Source organism: Klebsiella sp. YJ (genome assembly GCF_002108615.1).
In the GTDB taxonomy this organism is placed as follows: Bacteria; Pseudomonadota; Gammaproteobacteria; order Enterobacterales; family Enterobacteriaceae; genus Klebsiella; species Klebsiella planticola.
Window position 1 is genome coordinate 164,688 of sequence record NZ_MTEG01000002.1, and the last position, 20,281, is coordinate 184,968.

A 20,281-nucleotide genomic window follows, 5' to 3' on the forward strand; every position below is an offset into this window, starting at 1 on the left:
CCACCGGGGAATAGCACGTTATCCCTTTAGCTTCGGATCCAGCGCATCACGCAGACCGTCTCCCAGCAGGTTAAACGCCAGCACCGTCAGGAAAATCGCAATCGCCGGGAACAGCGCCACGTGCGGGGCCATCACCATATCCGCCCGCGCTTCATTGAGCATTGCTCCCCATTCCGGAGTCGGCGGCTGCGCCCCGAGCCCCAGGAAAGAGAGACTGGCGGCGGAGATAATCGACACCCCGATACGCATGGTGAAATAGACCACGATCGACGATACCGTACCGGGCAAAATATGACTGAACAGGATCGTCATATCGCTGGCGCCGATGCTGCGCGCCGATTCAATAAAGGTCTGCTGCTTGAGTACCAGAGTGTTACCGCGCACCAGGCGGGCAAACGCCGGGATCGAAAAGATCGCCACCGCAATGATCACATTCGACATGCCGCTGCCCATCACCGCCACCACGGCAATCGCCAGCAGGATCCCCGGGAAGGCGAACAGCACATCGCAGATGCGCATAATGATGCGATCCCACCAGCCTTCATAATACCCGGCCAGCAGACCGAGCACGGTACCGATCGCCGCGCCGATCAGCACCGCCAGCACGCCGGCGGCCAGCGAAATCTGCGCTCCCACCAACACCCGGCTAAAAATATCGCGCCCGAGCGAATCCACCCCGAACCAGTGCATCATCGACGGGCCGTCGTTGAGCCGGTCATAATCAAAATAGTTTTCCGCATCGAACGGCGCTATCCACGGTGCCGCGAGAGCAACTGCAATCAGCAGCAGGACAAATACACCGGCGCCCATCGCCACCGGCTGACGACGAAATCGCCGCCAGAACTCACGCCACGGCGTGCGTATTTGTCCGGGCTTAACTCCCGGCATGGCGTTAATAACCGCCTCTCTTCTCCAGTTGAGCAATCGCACCTTACTTGTACCTGATAGCCGGGTTAATGGCGGCGTACAGAACATCCACCACTAAATTGATAAGAATAAATTCCAGCGAAAAGAGGAGGACTTCCGCCTGAATAACCGGATAGTCGCGCATCTCCACCGAATCCACCAGCAGCCGTCCAAGACCTGGCCAGTTAAAGACCTTCTCGACCACGATCGACCCACCGAGCAAAAAACCGAACTGCAGTCCCATCATGGTCACCACCGGGATCATGGCGTTGCGCAGACCGTGTTTCAGCACCACCCGGGTCTCACTGACCCCTTTGGCGCGCGCCGTGCGCATATAATCTTCGTGCAGAACATCAACAAATGAGGCGCGGGTAAAACGAGCCATCACCGCGGCAACGGCGGCCCCCAGCGTCAGGGAGGGCAAAATATAGTGCCGCCAGCTGTCGGCACCCACCGTCGGCAGCCAGCCCAGTTCCACCGAGAAGACCTGCATCAGCAGCATACCGAGCGCGAAAGCCGGAAACGAAATACCGGTCACCGCCAGCGCCATCCCCAGGCGGTCAGGCCAGCGATTGCGCCACACGGCCGCCACAATGCCCGCCGCCATGCCGAAGATCACCGCCCAGCTCATGCTGGCGAGGGTCAGCCACAACGTCGGCATAAAGCGGCTGGCTATTTCGCTGCTGACCGGACGGCGCGACGCCATCGAGGTGCCGAAATCGCCCTGCAATACGCTGGTGATATAGTGCCAGAACTGCACATGCAGCGGCTGGTCGAGCCCCAGCTGCTGGCGTACCATCGCCACCACCTGCGCATCGGCCTCTGGCCCGGCAATCAGCCGCGCCGGATCGCCAGGCAACATATGCACGAACAGGAACACCAGCACGGCCACAATCAGCAGCGTGGGAATCAGCCCCAGCAGACGCTTAATCACATAGTTGAGCATCGTCCCCCCTCGCCCGGAGGCGCGAATGAAAAGCGGAGCCGCTCGCGCCATCTTCCTCTCCCGCTGCGGGAGAGGAGCAGAGTATCCTCCATCACTGGGTTAAATCCGCCTGCTCGAAGCTGAACCCGGTATCCGGCTGGATATAGAAACCGGTCAGATTTTTGCTGTGCGCCGAGACCAGTTTTTCCACTACCAGCGGTACCCACGGGGACTCTTTCCAGATAGTCTCCTGCGCCTCTTTATAGAGCCGCGTTTTTTCCTTCACGTCGGTGGTTTTCAGCGCATCCGTCAGATCTTTATCCACCTGCGGATTACCATAAAACGCGGTGTTGAACAGGGTCGGCGGCCAGTTTTGCGAAGCAAACAGCGGTGACAGCGCCCAGTCAGCTTCGCCGGTTGAAGCCGACCAGCCGGTGTAGAACATCCGCACCCCGCTCTCTTTCTGTCCTTTACCCTCGACTTCCGCCGCACGCTGCCCGGCATCCATGGCCGTCAGCTGGGCCTTAATCCCCACCTGCGCCAGCTGCTGCTGGGTGAACTGCAGCACTTTCTGCGCGGTACTGTGGTTATGCGACGACCACAGCGTGGTGCTGAAACCGTTAGGGAAACCGGCCTCTTTCAGCAGCTCGCGGGCTTTCGCCGGGTCATACGGCCACGGTTTAAAGCTTTCGGCATAGGCAATAGACGGCGGTACGACGCCGGTGGCCGGTGTCGCATAGCCAGCGAACGCCACTTTGACCAGCGCCTGGCGGTTGATCGCGTAGTTGATCGCTTCACGTACTTTCGGGTTATCGAACGGTTTTTGCGTCACGTTCATGCTGATGTAACGCTGCATGATAGACGGGCTGGCCACCAGCTCCAGCTTGCTGTTTTTCTCCAGCAGCGGCGCCTGCTCATACGGGATGGGGAAAGCGAACTGCGCTTCTCCGGTTTGCAGCATCGCCGCACGAGTGTTGTTATCCACCACCGGACGCCAGGTGATCGAGTCCAGCTTCGGTAGACCCGGCTGCCAGTAACCGGCAAACTTCGTCACCTTCACGAAATCGGTTTGATTCCAGGTGTCCAGCTTATACGGCCCGGTTCCCACCGGATGGAAGCCAATCTCTTTGCCGTACTTTTTCAGCGCCGCCGGAGAGATCATCGCCGTGGCCGGGTGGGCCAGGATATTGATGAACGCGGAGAACGGCTGCTTCAGAGTAATTTTGACCGTCGTCGGATCGAGCGCTTCGGTACTGGCGATATTTTTATACAGGTTGTAGCGCTTGAGATGATTATCAGGATTGCTGGCGCGGTCGAGGTTGACCTTCACCGCCTCGGCGTTAAAGTCGCTGCCGTCCTGGAACTTCACCCCGGAATGGAGTTTGATGGTGTAAACCAGTCCGTCCGGCGAGATGGTATAGCTCTCCGCCAGCACGTTTTGCAGCTTCATCTCTTTATCCAGGCCAAACAGCCCTTGATAGAACGATTTGGCGACGGCCTGGGACAGGGTGTCATTAGCATCATACGGGTCGAGGGTCGTAAAGTTAGAACCGACCGCCACGACCACATCTTTCGCGGCAAAAGCCGGGCTTGCCGCCAGCGCTGACGTGACGACCAGCGCCAGCAACCCTTTGCGTAATACACGTTGTGTCATGTTGTTCTCCTGAAAGGCTGTATTGTTGGTGTCGTTGTTATCTTCCCAGCACGTCGGCGACGGGTTCCCTGGCGACAAAATGGCCCGGCCCCACCTGTTGTAACGGCATGCTGCTAACCTCGGCGCCCCGCTTATAGATATTGCCCGGCAGTTCGTCAGAGAGCAGTACGCGCTGCGGATGACGATGCGTCGGGTCGGCAACCGGTACGGCGGCCATCAATTTGCGGGTGTAAGGGTGCTGCGGGTTTTCAAACACGGCGCGCCGCGGGCCTATCTCGACAATTCGCCCACGATACATCACCGCCACGCGATGGCTGATGCGTTCAACCACCGCCATATCGTGTGAAATAAACAGGAATGCGATGCCCATTTCGCGCTGTAAATCGAGCAGCAGATTAATAATCTGCGCGCGGATTGAAACATCCAGCGCTGACACGGCCTCGTCGGCAATCACCACTTTCGGATTGAGCGCCAGCGCGCGGGCGATACAAATACGCTGGCGCTGGCCGCCGGAAAACTCGTGCGGATAGCGCCAGGCATGCTCCGGTTGCAAACCGACCCTCTCCAGCAGCCAGGCGACGCGCGCGCGGGCGGCATCGCCCTCCGGCATGCCGTGTACGCGCAGCGGCTCCATAATCGAATAGCCCACGGTTTGTCGCGGGTCGAGCGACGCAAACGGATCCTGGAAAATAAACTGAATATCGCGGCGCAGCGCCTGGAGTTTGCTGTTTGCCAGCGTATCAATCCGCTCGCCGTTAAAAACGATGGTTCCGCCCTGCGTCGCCACCAGCCGGAGCAAGGCCCGGCCGGTCGTTGACTTCCCGCAACCGGATTCGCCGACCAAAGAGAGCGTCTCCCCTGGCCACAGATCGAAGCTCACCTTCTCCACCGCATGGACTTCACGGGTGACGCGATTCAGAATGCCGCTGCGCAGCGGGAAGCGCGCCACCAGGTCACGCACTTTAAGAATCGGCTCACCGGCGATGACGGTCTTCTGTTCCTCCTCATCGGGGACAGCTTGCTCTGGTAACGGAAAATGGCGCGGCAGATCGCTGCCGCGCATCGACCCGAGCCGCGGAACCGCGGCCAGCAGCGCCCGGGTATAGGGATGCTGCGGCGCACGGAAGATCTCCTCCACCGTGCCGCTTTCCACCGCTTCTCCGCGGTACATCACCAGTACCCGATCGGCGATATCGGCGACCACCCCCATATCGTGAGTAATAAAAATCACCCCCATCGCCATCTCTTTTTGCAGCACGGCAATGAGCTGAAGAATCTGAGCCTGAATCGTCACATCCAGCGCCGTGGTGGGCTCATCGGCAATCAGTACCGCAGGACGGCAGGACAGCGCCATCGCGATCATTACCCGCTGACGCATCCCGCCGGAGAGCTGATGGGGATAGCGCGAAAGCATCGTTTCCGCCTCGGGGATCCTGACCTGATCGAGCATTTTCTTCGCTTCGCGCAGCGCCGCATCATGCCCCAGCCCCTGGTGCAAACGAATAGATTCGGCAATCTGCTCTCCGATAGTAAACACCGGGTTTAGCGAGGTCATCGGCTCCTGGAAAATCATCGCCATGTCCGCCCCGCGTACGCTGCGCATCCCCGCTGCTGACTGTTCACTCAGGGAGACCACCTGACGGTTGCGGCGGCGCAGCCACAGCGCTTCGCTGCTGACCTCGCTTACCGCCCGATCGAGCAGGCGCATCAGCGCCAGCGCGGTCACGGATTTTCCCGAACCCGATTCACCGACGATGGCTAACGTTTCGCCCCGTCGCAGGGTAAACGACAGCTGCCGCACTGCGGAAAACGTCTCCTGCTCCTGGCGAAACGCCACGTTCAGATCGCGTACCACCAGAACATCATCGGCGTCGATTTCTTGACTCTGCGGCAACCTGCTTCCCCTTATTCCCGATAAATACCAATCGTCGGCGTATCCCCGGCGTAACACCAGGCCCGATACATGCCTTCGCTGTTAAACGGCAGAACCACGTTGCCTTCTCTGTCGATGGCGATCAGGCCGCCGCTGCCGCCGAGCGCCGGCAGTTTTTCCATCACCACCCGCTCACAGGCCTCATACAGGCTGAGATTGCCATACTCCATCAACGCCGCAATATCGTAGGCCGCGAGCGTGCGCATAAACACTTCGCCGGTTCCGGTGCAGGAGACCGCGACACTGGCGTTATTGGCATAGCAGCCGGCCCCCGGTAACGGGCTGTCGCCGACGCGCCCGGGGAGCTTATTGGTCATGCCGCCGGTCGAGGTCGCCGCCGCCAGATTACCAGTCAAATCCAGCGCCACCGCCCCGACGGTCCCCATCTTATGGCGTTCATCGAGCGGCGCGGCGCGATGATCGAGCACAATCTCATTGTCGGCCTGGGCCTGTTGGAGCTGAAGTAAACGTTCAGTGGTCGAAAACAGATGGTTCTCGACCCGTTCCATACCATGGGAGACGGCAAACGCTTCGGCCCCCTCGCCGATCAGCAGCACGTGTGGGCTTTGTTCCAGCACCAGGCGCGCGGCCAATACCGGATTACGTACATGTTTGACCCCGGCAACCGCCCCGGCCTGCAGCCGGTTGCCGTCCATGACGCAGGCATCCAGTTCATGGGTTGCATCGCGGGTAAAGACCGATCCGATCCCCGCGTTAAACAGCGGGCACTCCTCGAGCAGTCGCACCGCTTCCGTCACCGTATCCAGCGCGCTGGCGCCTGCCGCCAGCATTTTTTGCCCGCTATCGACGATCGCCGAAAGCGCCGCCACGTACTGTCGTTCACGTTCCGGCGTCAGGGCAGAGCGCGTAATCGCCCCCGCCCCGCCATGAATTGCTATCACCGCCTTGCCCATTCAGCGATCCTTTACCGATAAAGTGTCTTGATACATCCTGCAAACCGCTCCTGACTGGCGACGGATAACCCGCTCTTTTCCAGGTGTATTGCCCTGCGGCTTCGATGTATTCAGGATGATTTTATGTATAAATATCATTATCGTGCTGACTGTCCTATACAATTTTTGAATATAGAAAGCGCGGAGTGCGGTGTAAACCCTGTACCGTGGAGGCATATAGCCGTCAGCGCTTTTCTGTCATAATAGGTGTTTTCGATGTTTTGCCCGCAGGAGAACCTCATGGATTTTACCGCCGGACTGATGCCGCTCGACACAGCCCTGACTCAGATGCTCAATCGAATTACACCGCTCAGCGCGGTGGAAACCGTCCCGCTGTTGCAGGCCTTTTCGCGCGTAACCGCCCATGATCTCATTTCACCGCTGGACGTCCCGGGTTTTGATAACTCGGCGATGGACGGTTATGCCGTACGTCTGGCCGACCTCGCCGACGGCGCGGCGCTGCCGGTTGCGGGTAAAGCGTTCGCCGGACAGCCGTTCCACGATGCCTGGCCTGCGGGAAGCTGTATTCGCATCATGACCGGAGCGCCAGTTCCGCCAGGCTGCGACGCGGTAGTGATGCAGGAAGAGACCGAGCAGACCGCAGAGGGCATCCGCTTCGTCGCGCCGGTCAACGCCGGGCAGAACATTCGCCGCCGTGGGGAAGATATCGCCGATGGCGCCGTCGTCTTTCCGGCAGGCACCCCGCTGACCGTCGCCGAACTACCGGTGCTCGCCTCGCTGGGGATTGCCCAGGTGGCAGTGGTGCGCAAAGTGCGCGTCGCGGTCTTCTCGACCGGGGATGAACTGCAGCTGCCGGGCCAGCCGCTGGGCGACGGGCAAATTTACGATACCAACCGCCTCGCCGTTCACCTGATGCTTGAGCAACTGGGCTGCGAGGTGATTAACCTTGGCATTATTCCTGACGATCCGGATCGACTGCGCGAGGCGTTTATCGAGGCCGACCGGCAGGCCGACGTGGTCATCAGCTCCGGCGGCGTCTCCGTCGGGGAAGCGGACTACACCAAAGAGATACTCGAAGAGCTGGGCGAAATCGGCTTCTGGAAGCTGGCCATCAAGCCGGGCAAACCTTTTGCCTTCGGAAAACTGACTAACAGCTGGTTCTGCGGCCTGCCGGGTAATCCGGTTTCCGCCACCCTCACCTTCTATCAGCTGGTGCAGCCGCTGCTGGCAAAACTGGGGGGCAACGGCGGCCAGGCGCAGCCGATGCGCCTGCGCGTTCGCGCCGCGACGCGGCTGAAGAAATCACCGGGCCGTCTCGACTTCCAGCGCGGCGTGCTGCGACGCAATCCGGACGGTGAGCTGGTGGTTGAATCGACCGGTCATCAGGGGTCGCACATCTTCAGTTCGTTCAGTCTCGGCAACTGTTTTATCGTCCTCGAACGTGAACGCGGCGCCGTTGAAGCGGGTGAATGGGTTGAAGTCGAGCCCTTTAACCATCTGTTCGGGGGGCTGTAATGGCGGTTGAACTGAGCGATGAGGAGATGCTGCGCTACAACCGGCAAATCATCCTGCGCGGTTTCGACTTTGATGGTCAGGAGCAGCTGAAAGCCTCGCGGGTGCTGGTGGTTGGCCTGGGTGGGCTCGGCTGCGCGGCTGCGCAGTATCTGGCGGCGGCGGGCGTCGGTCAGCTCACGCTGCTGGATTTTGACACCGTGTCGCTCTCCAATTTGCAGCGTCAGACGCTGCACAGCGATGCGACCCTCGGCCAACCGAAGGTCGACTCCGCGCGCGACGCGCTGGCGCGTATCAACCCGCACGTGCAGCTCGCGACGCTGAATGCTTTGCTGGAAGAGCAGGCCTTGTGGGCGCAGATCGCCGCCCACGATCTGGTGCTCGACTGCACCGATAACGTCGCAATCCGCAACCAGCTTAACGCGGGCTGTTTCCGGCATAAAACGCCGCTGGTTTCCGGTGCGGCAATTCGCATGGAAGGCCAGATCAGCGTTTTTACCTGGCAGGAGGGTGAGCCATGCTATCGCTGTCTGAGCCGTCTGTTCGGCGACAACGCCCTCACCTGCGTGGAGGCGGGCGTGATGGCGCCGCTGGTGGGTGTCATCGGCGCGTTACAGGCGATGGAAGCGATTAAAGTACTCAGCCGCTACGGCGCGCCGGCGGCAGGCAAAATCGTCATGTACGACGCGATGACCTGTCAGTTTCGTGAAATGAAGCTGCCGCGTAATCCGCAGTGCGAGGTGTGCGCCAGCCGCTAACCCCCCCACCGGCGGCGCCCGTCGCCGGCTAATCTGTGACCCGCTACACCTTTCCCTCCTCTCCCCGGGCGTATCCGTTCTGCTTGTTGATTTGCATCAAGGTAACTTTCATTCGAAAGTAATTTAATCTTCATATGCAAAAAGAGGGCTCAACATGATCTTCAACATTCAGCGCTATTCAACCCACGACGGCCCGGGGATTCGCACCGTCGTATTCCTTAAAGGCTGCTCACTGGGTTGCCGCTGGTGTCAGAATCCGGAAAGTCGCTCCCGCACGGCGGATCTGCTGTATGACGCCCGGCTGTGTCTCGACGGCTGCGATCTGTGTCAGCAGGCGGCGCCGGAGGTGATAACCCGCAAGCTGGATGGCCTGATTATCCATCGTGAAAAACTCACCGATGACCACTATGCGCGGCTGCGCGAATGCTGCCCGACCACCGCACTCACCGTCTGCGGCGAAGAGCAGCCCGTGGAGGAGATTATGGCGACGGTACTGCGCGATAAACCGTTCTACGAGCGCAGCGGCGGCGGGGTTACCCTCTCAGGCGGTGAGCCGTTTATGAATCCTGAGCTGGCGCAGCAGCTGTTTCAGGCCTGTCATGAAGCCGGTATTCACACCGCCGTCGAAACCTGTCTGCACGTGCCGTGGAAATACGTGGCGCCTTCGCTGCCGTGGGTAGATCTGTTTCTCGCCGATCTTAAGCATGTGAACGAAGCGATTTTCAACCAGTGGACGGATGGCAGCGCCCGCCGGGTGCTGGATAACCTGCAACGCGTTGCGCAGGCCGGCAAAAAAATCATCATCCGCGTCCCGCTGATTCAGGGATTTAATGCCGATGAAGCTGCCATTACCGCCATCACCGATTTTGCCGCCGACCGTCTGAAGGTCGAGGAGATTCACTTCCTGCCGTACCACACGCTGGGAATGAACAAATATCAGTTACTCAGTCAGCCCTATACCGCTCCGGACAAACCGCTTGCTGCACCCGAGCTGCTCGCCTTCGCGCAGCACTATGCTCAGAGCAAAGGTTTAACGGCTACTTTACGAGGATAAACTCATGACTACCCTGAAACTGGATACGCTGAGCGCTCGCATTCAGGCGCATAAAATGGCGCTGGTACATATCGTTAAGCCGCCGGTATGCACCGAGCGCGCGCAGCATTATACCGCAGCTTATCAGCAGCATCTGGATAAGCCGATCCCGGTACGTCGCGCGCTGGCGCTGGCCCATCACCTGGCGGAGCGGACTATCTGGATCAAACACGACGAGCTGATCGTCGGCAACCAGGCAAGCGAAGTCCGCGCCGCGCCGATCTTCCCGGAATATACCGTCAGCTGGATTGAAAAAGAGATCGATGATCTGGCCGATCGTCCGGGGGCCGGTTTCGCCGTCAGCGAAGAGAACAAGCAGGTGCTGCACGAGATCTGCCCGTGGTGGCGTGGACAGACCGTTCAGGATCGCTGCTACGGGATGTTTACCGATGAACAAAAAGCGCTGCTGGCCACCGGCATTATTAAAGCGGAAGGCAATATGACCTCCGGCGACGCCCACCTTGCGGTCAACTATCCGCTGCTGCTGGAAAAAGGGCTCGACGGCATGCGCGCCAAAGTGGCCGAGCGCCGTTCACGCATCAACCTTACGGTGCTGGAAGATTTGCACGGCGAGCAGTTCCTGAAAGCCATTGATATCGTGCTGGAAGCGGTGAGCGCACACTGCCAACGCTTTGCCGAACTGGCCCGTACCATGGCTGCCGCCGAGACACGCGAAACGCGCCGCGACGAGCTGCTGGCCATCGCCGAAAACTGCGACCTCATCGCCCATGAACCGCCAAAAACGTTCTGGCAGGCACTGCAGCTGTGCTACTTCATCCAGTTGATTTTGCAAATTGAATCCAACGGCCACTCGGTTTCCTTCGGGCGTATGGATCAGTACCTCTATCCCTACTACCGTCGCGACGTCGAGCTGCAGCAATCGCTGGCGCGCGAACAAGCGATTGAGCTGCTGCACAGCTGCTGGCTGAAGCTGCTGGAAGTGAACAAAATCCGCTCCGGCTCACACTCGAAAGCTTCCGCGGGCAGCCCGCTGTACCAGAACGTGACCATCGGCGGCCAGAACCTGGTCGACGGCCACGCGCAGGATGCGGTGAACCCGCTCTCCTATGCGATTCTCGAATCCTGCGGCCGTCTGCGCTCCACCCAGCCGAACCTCAGCGTGCGCTACCACGCCGGCATGAGTAATGACTTCCTTGACGCCTGCGTACAGGTCATTCGCTGCGGCTTCGGGATGCCGGCGTTCAATAACGACGAAATCGTTATTCCGGAATTCATCAAACTCGGCATCGAACCACAGGATGCCTACGACTACGCGGCCATCGGCTGCATCGAAACCGCCGTCGGCGGCAAGTGGGGCTATCGCTGCACCGGGATGAGCTTTATCAACTTCGCCCGCGTGATGCTCGCCGCCCTGGAAGGCGGTCGCGATGCTACCAGCGGTCAGGTGTTCCTGCCGCAAGAACATGCGCTGTCGAAAGGCAATTTCACCCGCTTCGAGCAGGTGCTGGAAGACTGGGATACCCAGATTCGCTACTACACGCGCAAATCGATAGAGATTGAGTACGTCGTCGATACCATGCTGGAAGAGAACGTCCACGACATTCTGTGCTCGGCGCTGGTGGATGATTGCATCGAGCGGGCGAAGAGCATCAAACAAGGCGGCGCCAAATACGATTGGGTTTCCGGACTGCAGGTCGGTATTGCCAACCTCGGCAACAGCCTGGTCGCCGTGAAAAAGCTGGTGTTTGAGCAGGGGGCAATCGGTCAGCAGCAGCTGGCAAAAGCGCTGGCGGAAGACTTTGCTGGCCTGACCCACGAGCAGCTGCGTCAGCGCTTAATCAACGGCGCACCGAAGTACGGTAATGATGATGACAGCGTGGATACCCTGCTGGCGCGCGCGTACCAGACCTATATCGATGAGCTGAAGCAGTACCACAACCCGCGCTATGGCCGCGGTCCAATCGGCGGCAACTACTACGCCGGCACGTCGTCCATCTCTGCTAACGTGCCGTTTGGCGCCCAGACGATGGCCACGCCGGACGGACGTAAGGCGCACTCGCCGCTGGCGGAAGGTGCCAGCCCGGCTTCCGGGACTGACCATCTGGGGCCGACGGCGGTCATCAGCTCCGTCGGCAAACTGCCGACCGGTTCGATTCTCGGGGGCGTGCTGCTTAACCAGAAGCTCAACCCGGCGACGCTGGAGAACGAGTCTGATAAGCAGAAACTGATGGTGCTACTGCGTACCTTCTTCGAAGTGCATAAAGGCTGGCATATCCAGTACAACATCGTGTCGCGGGAGACGCTGCTGGAAGCGAAAAAGCACCCTGACCAGTATCGTGATTTAGTGGTCCGCGTGGCGGGATACTCGGCGTTCTTTACCGCCCTGTCGCCGGATGCCCAGGACGATATCATCGCCCGTACCGAGCATACGCTGTAAGTAAAACCCCCGGCTGGCGCTGCGCTTAGCCGGGCTACGGATTCACAGCTCGCTGTGTGACGCTAGCCCGGGTAAGGCGTTTACGCCGCCACCCGGGGACGAGAGCATCACCCGTACCGGGCATACGCTGTAAGTAAAACCCCCGGCTGGCGCTGCGCTTAGCCGGGCTACGGATTCACAGCTCGCTGTGTGACGCTAGCCCGGGTAAGGCGTTTACGCCGCCACCCGGGGACGAGAGCATCGCCCGTACCGGGCATACGCTGTAAGTAAACCCCCCCGGCTGGTGCTGCGCTTAGCCGGGCTACGGGCTCACAGCTCGCTGTGTGACGCTAGCCCGGGTAAGGCGTTTACGCCGCCACCCGGGGACGAGAGCATCGCCCGTACCGGGCATACGCCGTAAGTAAAACCCCCCGGCTGGCGCTGCGCTTAGCCGGGCTACGGGCTCACAGCTCGCTGTGTGACGCTAGCCCGGGTAAGGCGTTTACGCCGCCACCCGGGGACGAGAGCATCGCCCGTACCGGGCATACGCCGTAAGTAAAACCCCCCGGCTGGCGCTGCGCTTAGCCGGGCTACGGGTTCACAGCTCGCTGTGTGACGCTAGCCCGGCTAAGGCGTTTACGCCGCCACCCGGGGACGAGAGCATCGCTCGTACCGGGCATACGCTGTAAGTAAAACCCCCGGCTGGCGCTGCGCTTAGCCGGGCTACGGGCTTACAGCTCGCTGTGTGACGGTAGCCCGGGTAAGGCGTTTACGCCGCCACCCGGGGATTTTCTCCTGCACATAAGGGAACGCAAACTTTCATTCGAAATAAATTTGTGCTTCAGGTCACATTGTAATTAGAATGTTACTGGTCGAAGTTAGCCAGGAGCATTTGTTATGACCGTTAAAGTTATCGTCACCGATATGGACGGAACTTTTCTCAATGACGCCAAGCAGTACGATCGCCCGCGTTTTCTCGCGCAGTTCGCGCAACTTCAGCAGCAGGGTATTGAATTTGTTGTCGCCAGCGGCAACCAGTACTATCAGCTGATCTCTTTTTTCCCGGAAATTCGCGAGCAGATCTCTTTTGTCGCCGAGAACGGTGCGCTGGTGTACGAACACGGCCAACAGCTGTTCCACGGCGAGCTGACCCGTCATGAATCCCAGGTGGTGATTGGCGAGCTGCTGAAAGACAGCCAGCTGAACTTCGTCGCCTGTGGCCTGGAGAGCGCCTACGTCAGCGACAACGCGCCCGACGCTTTCGTCGCCCTGATGGCAAAACACTATCATCGCCTGCAGCGAATCAGCGATTATCAGAACATTAACGACACCCTGTTCAAATTCTCACTAAATCTGCCGGATAGCGATATCCCGCAGCTTATCGATAAACTGCACGTTTCACTCGATGGCATCATGAAGCCGGTGACCAGCGGTTTCGGCTTCGTTGATTTAATCATTCCCGGCCTGCATAAAGCGAACGGCATCAGCCGCCTGCTCAAACGCTGGCAGCTCTCGCCGCAGGAGTGCGTCGCCATCGGCGACAGCGGCAACGATGCGGAAATGCTGAAGCTGGTGAAATACGCCTTCGCCATGGGTAACGCCGCCGAAAGCATCAAAGCTATCGCCGATTACACGACTGACGACAACAACCATCACGGCGCGCTGAAGGTCATTCAGGCCGTTCTCGATAAGACGCCGCCCTTCTCCTGCTGACCGCTGACCGGGGCGCCCTGCCCCGGTTTTCCATTTTGTGCGCCTCCTCTAAGTTTTAAACTTGCATTAACTTAAATTTAACTTAAATTAACGTTTGTAAGATTTAATACTTTCGAATGAAAGCCAAAAGCTGAGTGAGGTCACCATGGCTGCTATCTACACCCACGAAACATTACCCGCCGACCACAAAGCGGCGATCCGCCAAATGAAACAGCATCTGCGTGCACAAATCGGCGATGTGCAGGCGGTATTCGATCGCCTCACCGCAAAGATTACCGCTCGCCTGGAAGAGATTGAGGCGCTGAAAGCCCGCGGCGAGGATGTCTGGCCGGTGATCCCGTTCAACGATATCGCGCAAGGGAAAGTCAGCGAGGCCCAGCGCGAGGCCATTAAGCGCCGCGGCTGCGCGGTAATCAAAGGTCACTTCTCGCGCGAACGGGCGCTGGCCTGGGATAACGCGATGCTTGAATATCTCGACCGTAACCATTTCGACGATGTCTACAAAGGCCCTGGCGACACCTTCTTCGGCTCACTTGACGCTTCGCGCCCGGAGATTTACCCGATTTACTGGTCACAGGCGCAGATGCAGGCGCGTCAGAGCGATGAGATGGCGGCCGTGCAGTCCTTCCTCAACCGCCTGTGGACCTTTAACCATGACGGCAAGCAGTGGTTCGACCCGGACGTGAGCGTTATCTATCCGGATCGCATCCGCCGTCGCCCGCCGGGAACCACCTCGAAAGGGTTGGGAGCGCACACCGATTCCGGCGCGCTGGAGCGCTGGCTGCTGCCGGCCTATCAGCGCGTCTTCGCCAACGTCTTCAACGGCAATATTGATGCCTATGACCCGTGGAATGCGTCGCACCGTACCGAAGTCGAAGAGTACACCGTCGACAACACGACCAAGTGCTCGGTCTTCCGTACTTTCCAGGGCTGGACCGCGCTCTCGGATATGATTCCCGATCAGGGGCTGCTGCACGTGGTGCCGATTCCGGAGGCGATGGCGTATATCCTGCTGCGCCCGCTGCTGGACGATGTGCCGGACGATGAGCTGTGCGGCGTGGCGCCGGGGAAAGTGCTGCCGGTTTCCGAGAAATGGCATCCGCTGCTGATCAAAGCGCTCAGTTCAATCCCGGCGCTCAATGCCGGCGATTCGGTGTGGTGGCACTGCGATGTGATTCATTCGGTGGCGCCGGTGGAAAACCAGCAGGGCTGGGGCAATGTGATGTACATTCCCGCAGCACCAATGTGCGAGAAAAACCTCGCCTACGCGCAGAAGGTCAAGCTGGCGTTGGAAAACGGCGCTTCGCCGGGGGACTTCCCCCGTGAAGACTATGAGGCCGACTGGCAGGAGCGCTTTACCCTGGACGATCTCAATATTCATGGTAAACGGGCGCTGGGTATCGCCGTCTAGTCGTCGTAGAGCCCTGCCTGCACAACCGTGGTAAGGCGGTTACCGGAACGGATCCGCCTTACCGAATCCCGTACCACCAGCGTACCGTGCAGCAGCAGCGAGCCGCGCGGCGCATCCGGGCGAATCAACCGCTGCTGAAGCAGATGTACCGCTTCCGTGCCCAGCTCGTCGCGCGGGACGTGGACAGCGGTCAGCGGCACATCCTGAATGGCGGCGAGGTTGAAACCGTCGATACTCATCACCGAAATATCCTGCGGCACCCGCAGCCCGCGCTTTTGCAGCGCGCTCACCGTCCCGGCGACCATAAAATCTCCGCCGACCAAAAATGCCGTTGGCAACGATTTACCCGCCCGCGCGTCAAGCCATTCGCCCACCCGCTCTTCGCTGTCCCTGGCGCTAAAGCTGGCGACCGTAAGCAGATCACGCCCATCGGTAAAATGCAGGTTGCGCATCCGCCAGGCCTCTTTGATACCGGCCAGCCGCAGGTCCATCGTGTAACGCCGCAGGCACATCACATTCAGCACCGCCCGATGCCCCATATCAAACAGATACTGCGCGGCAAACTGGCCAATCAGCCGGTGATCCGGCGCAATGGAGGAGAGGCGCATCGCTTCGTCGCGGCAGTTGATCAGCACGCAGGGTTTCGCCAGATCTACCGCCAGATCGTGAATATGCGGATCGTCAATTCCCAACAGGATCGCCGCTTCGGTTTCCGGTTCGTTCATGCGGGCCAGGAACTGATTGGCATCGCTGTCATTCTCTTCCAGCGCGCAGGTTCGCAGGCGTACCTCATGAGCGGCCAGCGCATGGTGGATACTTTGAATAACCCGGTAGTAATAGATATCAGAACGCTCATCAAACGCCCGCTGCGGCGCAAAGACGACCAGGCTGTTGAGCAGCATACGCCCGGCGGCGATGCCCTCCAGCACCCCCATGTCGCGCGCACACGCCAGCACGGCCCGCCGGGCCTTCTCACTGGTGTTCGCTTTTCCTGCCAGCACTCTGGAAACCGTGCTCGCCGACATCCCCGTCCGGCTGGCGATCTCGGCTATTTTGAGCTTTTTGTCCATTTTGTGATCCAGCTCCACCTTCAAAATGAAAGAATTTTCATCACTGACAAAGCCAGATTATCAAGTAAATGTTTGCCTCTTCAGTGAGCATTTCGTCATCTTATGAAAAAACTTTCATAAATAACGCTACTGCCCGCCTTTTTTCTCGCCTAACCTGAATTGGTCCGATAACTTCCATACTAGTTACCCGGATATAAGAACAAATAAAACAATATTATTCAAACCATTACAGGAACCGGTATGACAACTCGTGGTGCGAGCCGGTCATTACCCTACATTAAAAATCTTGTGGAGAGTTCTATGAGTCAAGGCCTCAACAACGATATCGCCGCCAGCAAATCCCGGCGGGTGATAAAGAATTTACGCTGGTGGATGCTGGTCCTTTTTTTACTCGGCGTCACCGTCAACTACATCACACGTAACTCTCTGGGGATTATTGCCCCGGAGCTGAAGGTCTCGCTCGGCATTACCACCGAACAGTATTCGTGGATTGTCGGCGCTTTTCAGTTGGCCTACACCCTTTTCCAGCCGCTGTGCGGCTGGCTTATCGACGTCATCGGCCTGAAGCTCGGCTTTATGATTTGCGCCACGCTGTGGGCCATTGCCTGTATCGCTCACGCCGGTGCCGGTAGCTGGCTGCACCTGGCCATCCTGCGCTTCTTCATGGGCGGTGCGGAAGCCGCCGCCACGCCGGCAAACGCCAAAACCATCGGTGAATGGTTCCCGAAATCGGAACGTCCAATCGCCGCCGGTTGGGCCGGCGTCGGCTTCTCGATTGGCGCGATGCTGGCGCCGCCGATTATCTACTTCGCCCACGCCTCTTTCGGCTGGCAGGGCGCGTTTATGTTCACCGGCGTGCTGGCGTTGCTGTGGGTCGTGCTGTGGTGGGCGCTTTATCACAACCCTGAAAAACACCCGAACCTCGACAAAAGCGAGCTGGCGTTCATTCGCCGGGACAACGAGCCGCCGGCCGTTAAGCTGCCGTTCTTCACCGCCTTAAAAACCGTCTCGAAAAACAAGCGCTTTTACGGTATCGCGATTCCGGCGTTCATGGCTGAGCCGGCCTGGGCGGTGCTGAGCTTTTGGGTCCCGCTGTACCTCGCTAAAGAGCACGGCATGGATCTGAAACAAATTGCCATGTTCGCCTGGCTGCCGTTTCTTGCCGCCGACCTCGGCAGCGTCGTCAGCGGCTATCTGACCAGGCTGTATACCCGCTGGTTCGGCTATACCCGGGTTAACGCCGTCGTCGCCAGTTCGGTGACCGGCGCCTTTTTGATGATTTCGCTGGCCCTCGTTGCCATCACCCGCGACCCCTATATCACCATCGTGCTGATCTCCATCGGCGGCTTCGGCCACCAGATCATCTCCTGCATGCTGAGCGCGCTGGTGGTGGAGTCGTTTGATAAAGGCCAGATGGCAACGGTCAACGGGATGCGCGGTTCCGCAGCCTGGATTGCCAGCTTCCTGTTCTCGCTATTAATCGGGGTGACCGCCGACAAAATTGGCTTCAACCCGCTGTTTATCGCCATGGGGTTCTTTGACCTGATTGGCGCCATCTTCCTGGTGGCATTTATTGCTGAACGTCGCGCCAAACGCGCCTGAGAGTGGATACAAAGATGAAAACGCTGAAACACTGGACATTGCACCAACGCTTGGCTCATCACGTTGAGTTAACTATCGACGGGCAGCACACGCTGTGCCTGTATGTACTGGAAGAGAACCTGTTCCGCGTCCTGCTTAAGCGCAAAGGTCAGCTGGCGCTGGACCGTACCTGGAGCATTGCACCGCAGCAGGACGTGCCGTGGGAAGGCCGCCCTCGTGAGGATCTGAGCGGCTTTAGTCTGCCCGCGTGGACGCTTGAACAACACGCTGATAGCCTGACGGTCGCCACCGGGCAGCTGCGTGTCACCGTCCACCAGCCGCTGTGGCTGGAGTGGAGCTATCGTCATGACGACGGCGAATGGCTCCCGCTGGTCAATGACCGCCCCACCAGCGCCTATCTGCTCAACGCCCACGGCGACGGCGCGGCGCACTATCTGAGCCGCCGCAAGGACGAACGATTTTATGGTCTTGGCGAGAAGGCCGGCGATCTTCAGCGCAACGGTAAACGCTATGAAATGCGTAATCTCGACGCGATGGGCTATAACGCCGTCAGTACCGACCCGCTGTACAAGCATATCCCCTTTACCCTCACCCAGCGTAGCGACATCAGCTATGGCCTGTTCTACGATAATCTGAGCAGTTGCTGGCTGGATCTGGGCAATGAAATTGATAACTACCACACCGCCTATCGCCGCTGGCAGGCGGAAGCGGGCGATATCGATTACTACCTGTTCACCGGCCGACGGGCGCTGGATGTCACCAAAGCATTTGTTCGCCTGACCGGTAAAACGCTGTTCGGGCCGAAATGGAGTCTCGGCTACAGCGGCTCCACCATGCATTACACCGACGCGCCGGATGCGCAAAATCAGCTGATGAACTTTATCCGTCTGTGTGAAGCGCATGCGATTCCCTGCGACTCTTTCCAGCTCTCTTCCGGCTATACCTCGATCAACGGTAAGCGCTACGTGTTTAACTGGAACTACGACAAGGTGCCGCAGCCAAAAGTGATGACTCAGCGCTTCCATGACGCCGGCATTAAGCTGGCGGCCAATATTAAACCCTGTCTGTTGCAGGACCATCCGCGCTATAGCGAAGTGGCGGAAAAAGGGTTATTCATTCGCGACTCGGAGACCGACGCGCCGGAACGCTCCAGCTTCTGGGATGACGAAGGGTCGCACCTTGACTTCACAAATCCCCACACCGTCGCCTGGTGGCAGGACGGCGTTACCCACCAACTGCTGGAGATGGGCATCGATTCCACCTGGAATGATAATAACGAATTTGAAGTCTGGGATGGCGAAGCCCGCTGTCACGGCTTTGGCCAGAGCATCGCCATCAAGCATATTCGCCCGGTGATGCCGCTGCTGATGATGCGCGCCTCAATGGAAGCCCAGCAGCGTTTCGCGCCACAAAAGCGACCGTATCTGATCTCCCGTTCCGGCTGTGCCGGAATGCAGCGCTATGTCCAGACCTGGAGCGGCGACAACCGCACCAGCTGGGAGACCCTGCGCTATAACACCCGCATGGGGCTGGGGATGAGTTTATCCGGCTTATATAACGTGGGCCACGACGTCGGCGGTTTTTCCGGTGATAAACCGGATGCCGAGCTGTTCGTACGTTGGGTACAGAATGGCGTGATGCACCCGCGCTTTACCATCCATTCATGGAACGATGACCAGACGGTCAACGAGGCGTGGATGTATCCGGGCGTGACTCCGGCGATTCGCAGCGCGATTGAACTGCGCTATCGCCTGCTGCCCTATCTGTATACGCTCCTGTGGCAGGCCCACGCCGACGATGAGCCGATGCTGCGACCAACGTTCCTCGATCATGAACACGATCCGCAAACCTTTGAAGAGTGCGATGATTTCCTGCTGGGGCGCGATCTGCTGGTCGCCAGCGTCGTCGAACCAGACCAGCGTCAGCGCCGGGTGTGGTTGCCGGAAAACGGCTCCGGCTGGTACGATTTTTATAGCGGGGAATGGTTCTCCGCTGGCCAGTGGATAACGCGAGATGCGCCGCTGGAACATCTGCCGCTGCTGGTCCGCGCCGGAGCCGGCCTGCCGCTCAGCGAACGCATCACCCACGTCAGCGCGACAAAAGACGATCGGCGCGAGCTGAAGCTGTTCCCGCTGAAAGGCGTGGGGTCGTCGCAGGGTCTACTGTTTGAGGACGATGGCGAAAGCTGGGGCTATAAAGAGGATGATGCGCTGTGGCTGACGTGGGAGATGGTCTGCGACGCCAGCACCATCAGCCTGCAACTGACCCCTCGCGGCCGTTATTGCCCGGCCTGGGATACGCTGAAAGTGACTTTACCCGCCGGTGAAAAGCGCAAGCTGCTGATCAATGGTAAAGAAGCCGGTGAATGGCGTCTGAGGTAGTCCCGGCGCCCTTCCCTGGCGGGAGGGGCAGC

The 20,281-nt window shown here is 59.2% G+C and carries 13 protein-coding genes and 1 pseudogene; 8 read left to right on the forward strand and 6 right to left on the reverse strand.

Going from position 1 to position 20,281, the window contains the following annotated elements:
* Positions 1-18: 18 nt before the first annotated feature.
* The 5 genes and pseudogenes from gsiD to iaaA form a co-directional block, all read right to left on the reverse strand.
* Positions 19-930, reverse strand: coding sequence for a glutathione ABC transporter permease GsiD (gsiD, locus tag BV390_RS03050; protein WP_032688684.1), 912 nt, complete (start codon positions 928-930; stop codon positions 19-21).
* A gap of 1 nt (position 931) precedes the next feature.
* Positions 932-1,852, reverse strand: coding sequence for a glutathione ABC transporter permease GsiC (gene gsiC / locus BV390_RS03055; protein ID WP_015584828.1), 921 nt, complete (start codon positions 1,850-1,852; stop codon positions 932-934).
* Between the two features lie 91 nt (positions 1,853-1,943).
* Positions 1,944-3,485 (reverse strand): glutathione ABC transporter substrate-binding protein GsiB, encoded by a 1,542-nt coding sequence (gene gsiB, locus BV390_RS03060; RefSeq protein ID WP_032688687.1) that lies wholly within the window; start codon positions 3,483-3,485, stop codon positions 1,944-1,946.
* 37 nt (positions 3,486-3,522) lie between these two features.
* Positions 3,523-5,379, reverse strand: a complete 1,857-nt coding sequence (gene gsiA / locus BV390_RS03065; RefSeq protein WP_032688688.1) for a glutathione ABC transporter ATP-binding protein GsiA — start codon at positions 5,377-5,379, stop codon at positions 3,523-3,525.
* Positions 5,348-6,332 (reverse strand): annotated as a pseudogene (gene iaaA, locus BV390_RS03070) (beta-aspartyl-peptidase). Before iaaA ends, gsiA begins: the two are co-directional and overlap by 32 nt.
* A 279-nt stretch (positions 6,333-6,611) precedes the next feature.
* On the opposite strand from iaaA, the gene moeA reads away from it, so the two are divergent.
* The 6 genes from moeA to BV390_RS03100 all read left to right on the forward strand — a co-directional run bounded on the left by moeA (position 6,612) and on the right by BV390_RS03100 (position 15,196).
* Positions 6,612-7,847 carry a molybdopterin molybdotransferase MoeA gene (moeA, locus tag BV390_RS03075; protein ID WP_032688690.1) on the forward strand — a complete coding sequence of 412 codons (1,236 nt, stop codon included), beginning with the start codon at positions 6,612-6,614 and terminating at the stop codon, positions 7,845-7,847.
* Positions 7,847-8,602 (forward strand): molybdopterin-synthase adenylyltransferase MoeB, encoded by a 756-nt coding sequence (gene moeB, locus BV390_RS03080; protein ID WP_032688691.1) that lies wholly within the window; start codon positions 7,847-7,849, stop codon positions 8,600-8,602. Before moeA ends, moeB begins: the two co-directional genes overlap by 1 nt.
* A 154-nt stretch (positions 8,603-8,756) precedes the next feature.
* Positions 8,757-9,656 (forward strand): glycyl-radical enzyme activating protein, encoded by a 900-nt coding sequence (locus tag BV390_RS03085; protein WP_032688692.1) that lies wholly within the window; start codon positions 8,757-8,759, stop codon positions 9,654-9,656.
* 4 nt (positions 9,657-9,660) lie between these two features.
* The gene (locus BV390_RS03090) at positions 9,661-12,093 is read left to right on the forward strand and encodes a formate C-acetyltransferase/glycerol dehydratase family glycyl radical enzyme (protein WP_046852872.1); all 2,433 of its coding nucleotides are present in this window, start codon (positions 9,661-9,663) and stop codon (positions 12,091-12,093) included.
* Between the two features lie 876 nt (positions 12,094-12,969).
* Positions 12,970-13,785 carry a Cof-type HAD-IIB family hydrolase gene (locus BV390_RS03095; protein WP_032688694.1) on the forward strand — a complete coding sequence of 272 codons (816 nt, stop codon included), beginning with the start codon at positions 12,970-12,972 and terminating at the stop codon, positions 13,783-13,785.
* 145 nt (positions 13,786-13,930) lie between these two features.
* Complete coding sequence (locus tag BV390_RS03100; RefSeq protein ID WP_085396555.1) at positions 13,931-15,196, forward strand: DUF1479 domain-containing protein; 1,266 nt, start codon at positions 13,931-13,933, stop codon at positions 15,194-15,196.
* On the opposite strand, the gene BV390_RS03105 is transcribed toward BV390_RS03100, so the two are convergent.
* Positions 15,193-16,266, reverse strand: a complete 1,074-nt coding sequence (locus tag BV390_RS03105; protein ID WP_046852873.1) for a LacI family DNA-binding transcriptional regulator — start codon at positions 16,264-16,266, stop codon at positions 15,193-15,195. The genes BV390_RS03100 and BV390_RS03105 overlap by 4 nt on opposite strands.
* Before the next feature lie 300 nt (positions 16,267-16,566).
* On the opposite strand from BV390_RS03105, the gene BV390_RS03110 reads away from it, so the two are divergent.
* Both BV390_RS03110 and BV390_RS03115 read left to right on the forward strand, forming a co-directional pair.
* The gene (locus BV390_RS03110; RefSeq protein WP_085396556.1) at positions 16,567-17,868 is read left to right on the forward strand and encodes an MFS transporter; all 1,302 of its coding nucleotides are present in this window, start codon (positions 16,567-16,569) and stop codon (positions 17,866-17,868) included.
* A 14-nt stretch (positions 17,869-17,882) separates the two neighbouring features.
* Complete coding sequence (locus BV390_RS03115) at positions 17,883-20,249, forward strand: glycoside hydrolase family 31 protein (protein WP_032688698.1); 2,367 nt, start codon at positions 17,883-17,885, stop codon at positions 20,247-20,249.
* Positions 20,250-20,281: the final 32 nt, after the last annotated feature.

Bases quoted from the DNA above. Each gene is read 5' to 3' on its own strand.
- moeB (WP_032688691.1), top strand. From the start codon at position 7,847: ATGGCGGTTGAACTGAGCGATGAGGAGATGCTGCGCTACAACCGGCAA.
- BV390_RS03085 (WP_032688692.1), top strand. From the start codon at position 8,757: ATGATCTTCAACATTCAGCGCTATTCAACCCACGACGGCCCGGGGATT.
- BV390_RS03100 (WP_085396555.1), top strand. From the start codon at position 13,931: ATGGCTGCTATCTACACCCACGAAACATTACCCGCCGACCACAAAGCG.
- BV390_RS03095 (WP_032688694.1), top strand. From the start codon at position 12,970: ATGACCGTTAAAGTTATCGTCACCGATATGGACGGAACTTTTCTCAAT.
- BV390_RS03115 (WP_032688698.1), top strand. From the start codon at position 17,883: ATGAAAACGCTGAAACACTGGACATTGCACCAACGCTTGGCTCATCAC.
- gsiC (WP_015584828.1), bottom strand. From the start codon at position 1,852: ATGCTCAACTATGTGATTAAGCGTCTGCTGGGGCTGATTCCCACGCTG.
- BV390_RS03105 (WP_046852873.1), bottom strand. From the start codon at position 16,266: ATGGACAAAAAGCTCAAAATAGCCGAGATCGCCAGCCGGACGGGGATG.
- BV390_RS03110 (WP_085396556.1), top strand. From the start codon at position 16,567: ATGAGTCAAGGCCTCAACAACGATATCGCCGCCAGCAAATCCCGGCGG.
- BV390_RS03090 (WP_046852872.1), top strand. From the start codon at position 9,661: ATGACTACCCTGAAACTGGATACGCTGAGCGCTCGCATTCAGGCGCAT.
- moeA (WP_032688690.1), top strand. From the start codon at position 6,612: ATGGATTTTACCGCCGGACTGATGCCGCTCGACACAGCCCTGACTCAG.
- gsiB (WP_032688687.1), bottom strand. From the start codon at position 3,485: ATGACACAACGTGTATTACGCAAAGGGTTGCTGGCGCTGGTCGTCACG.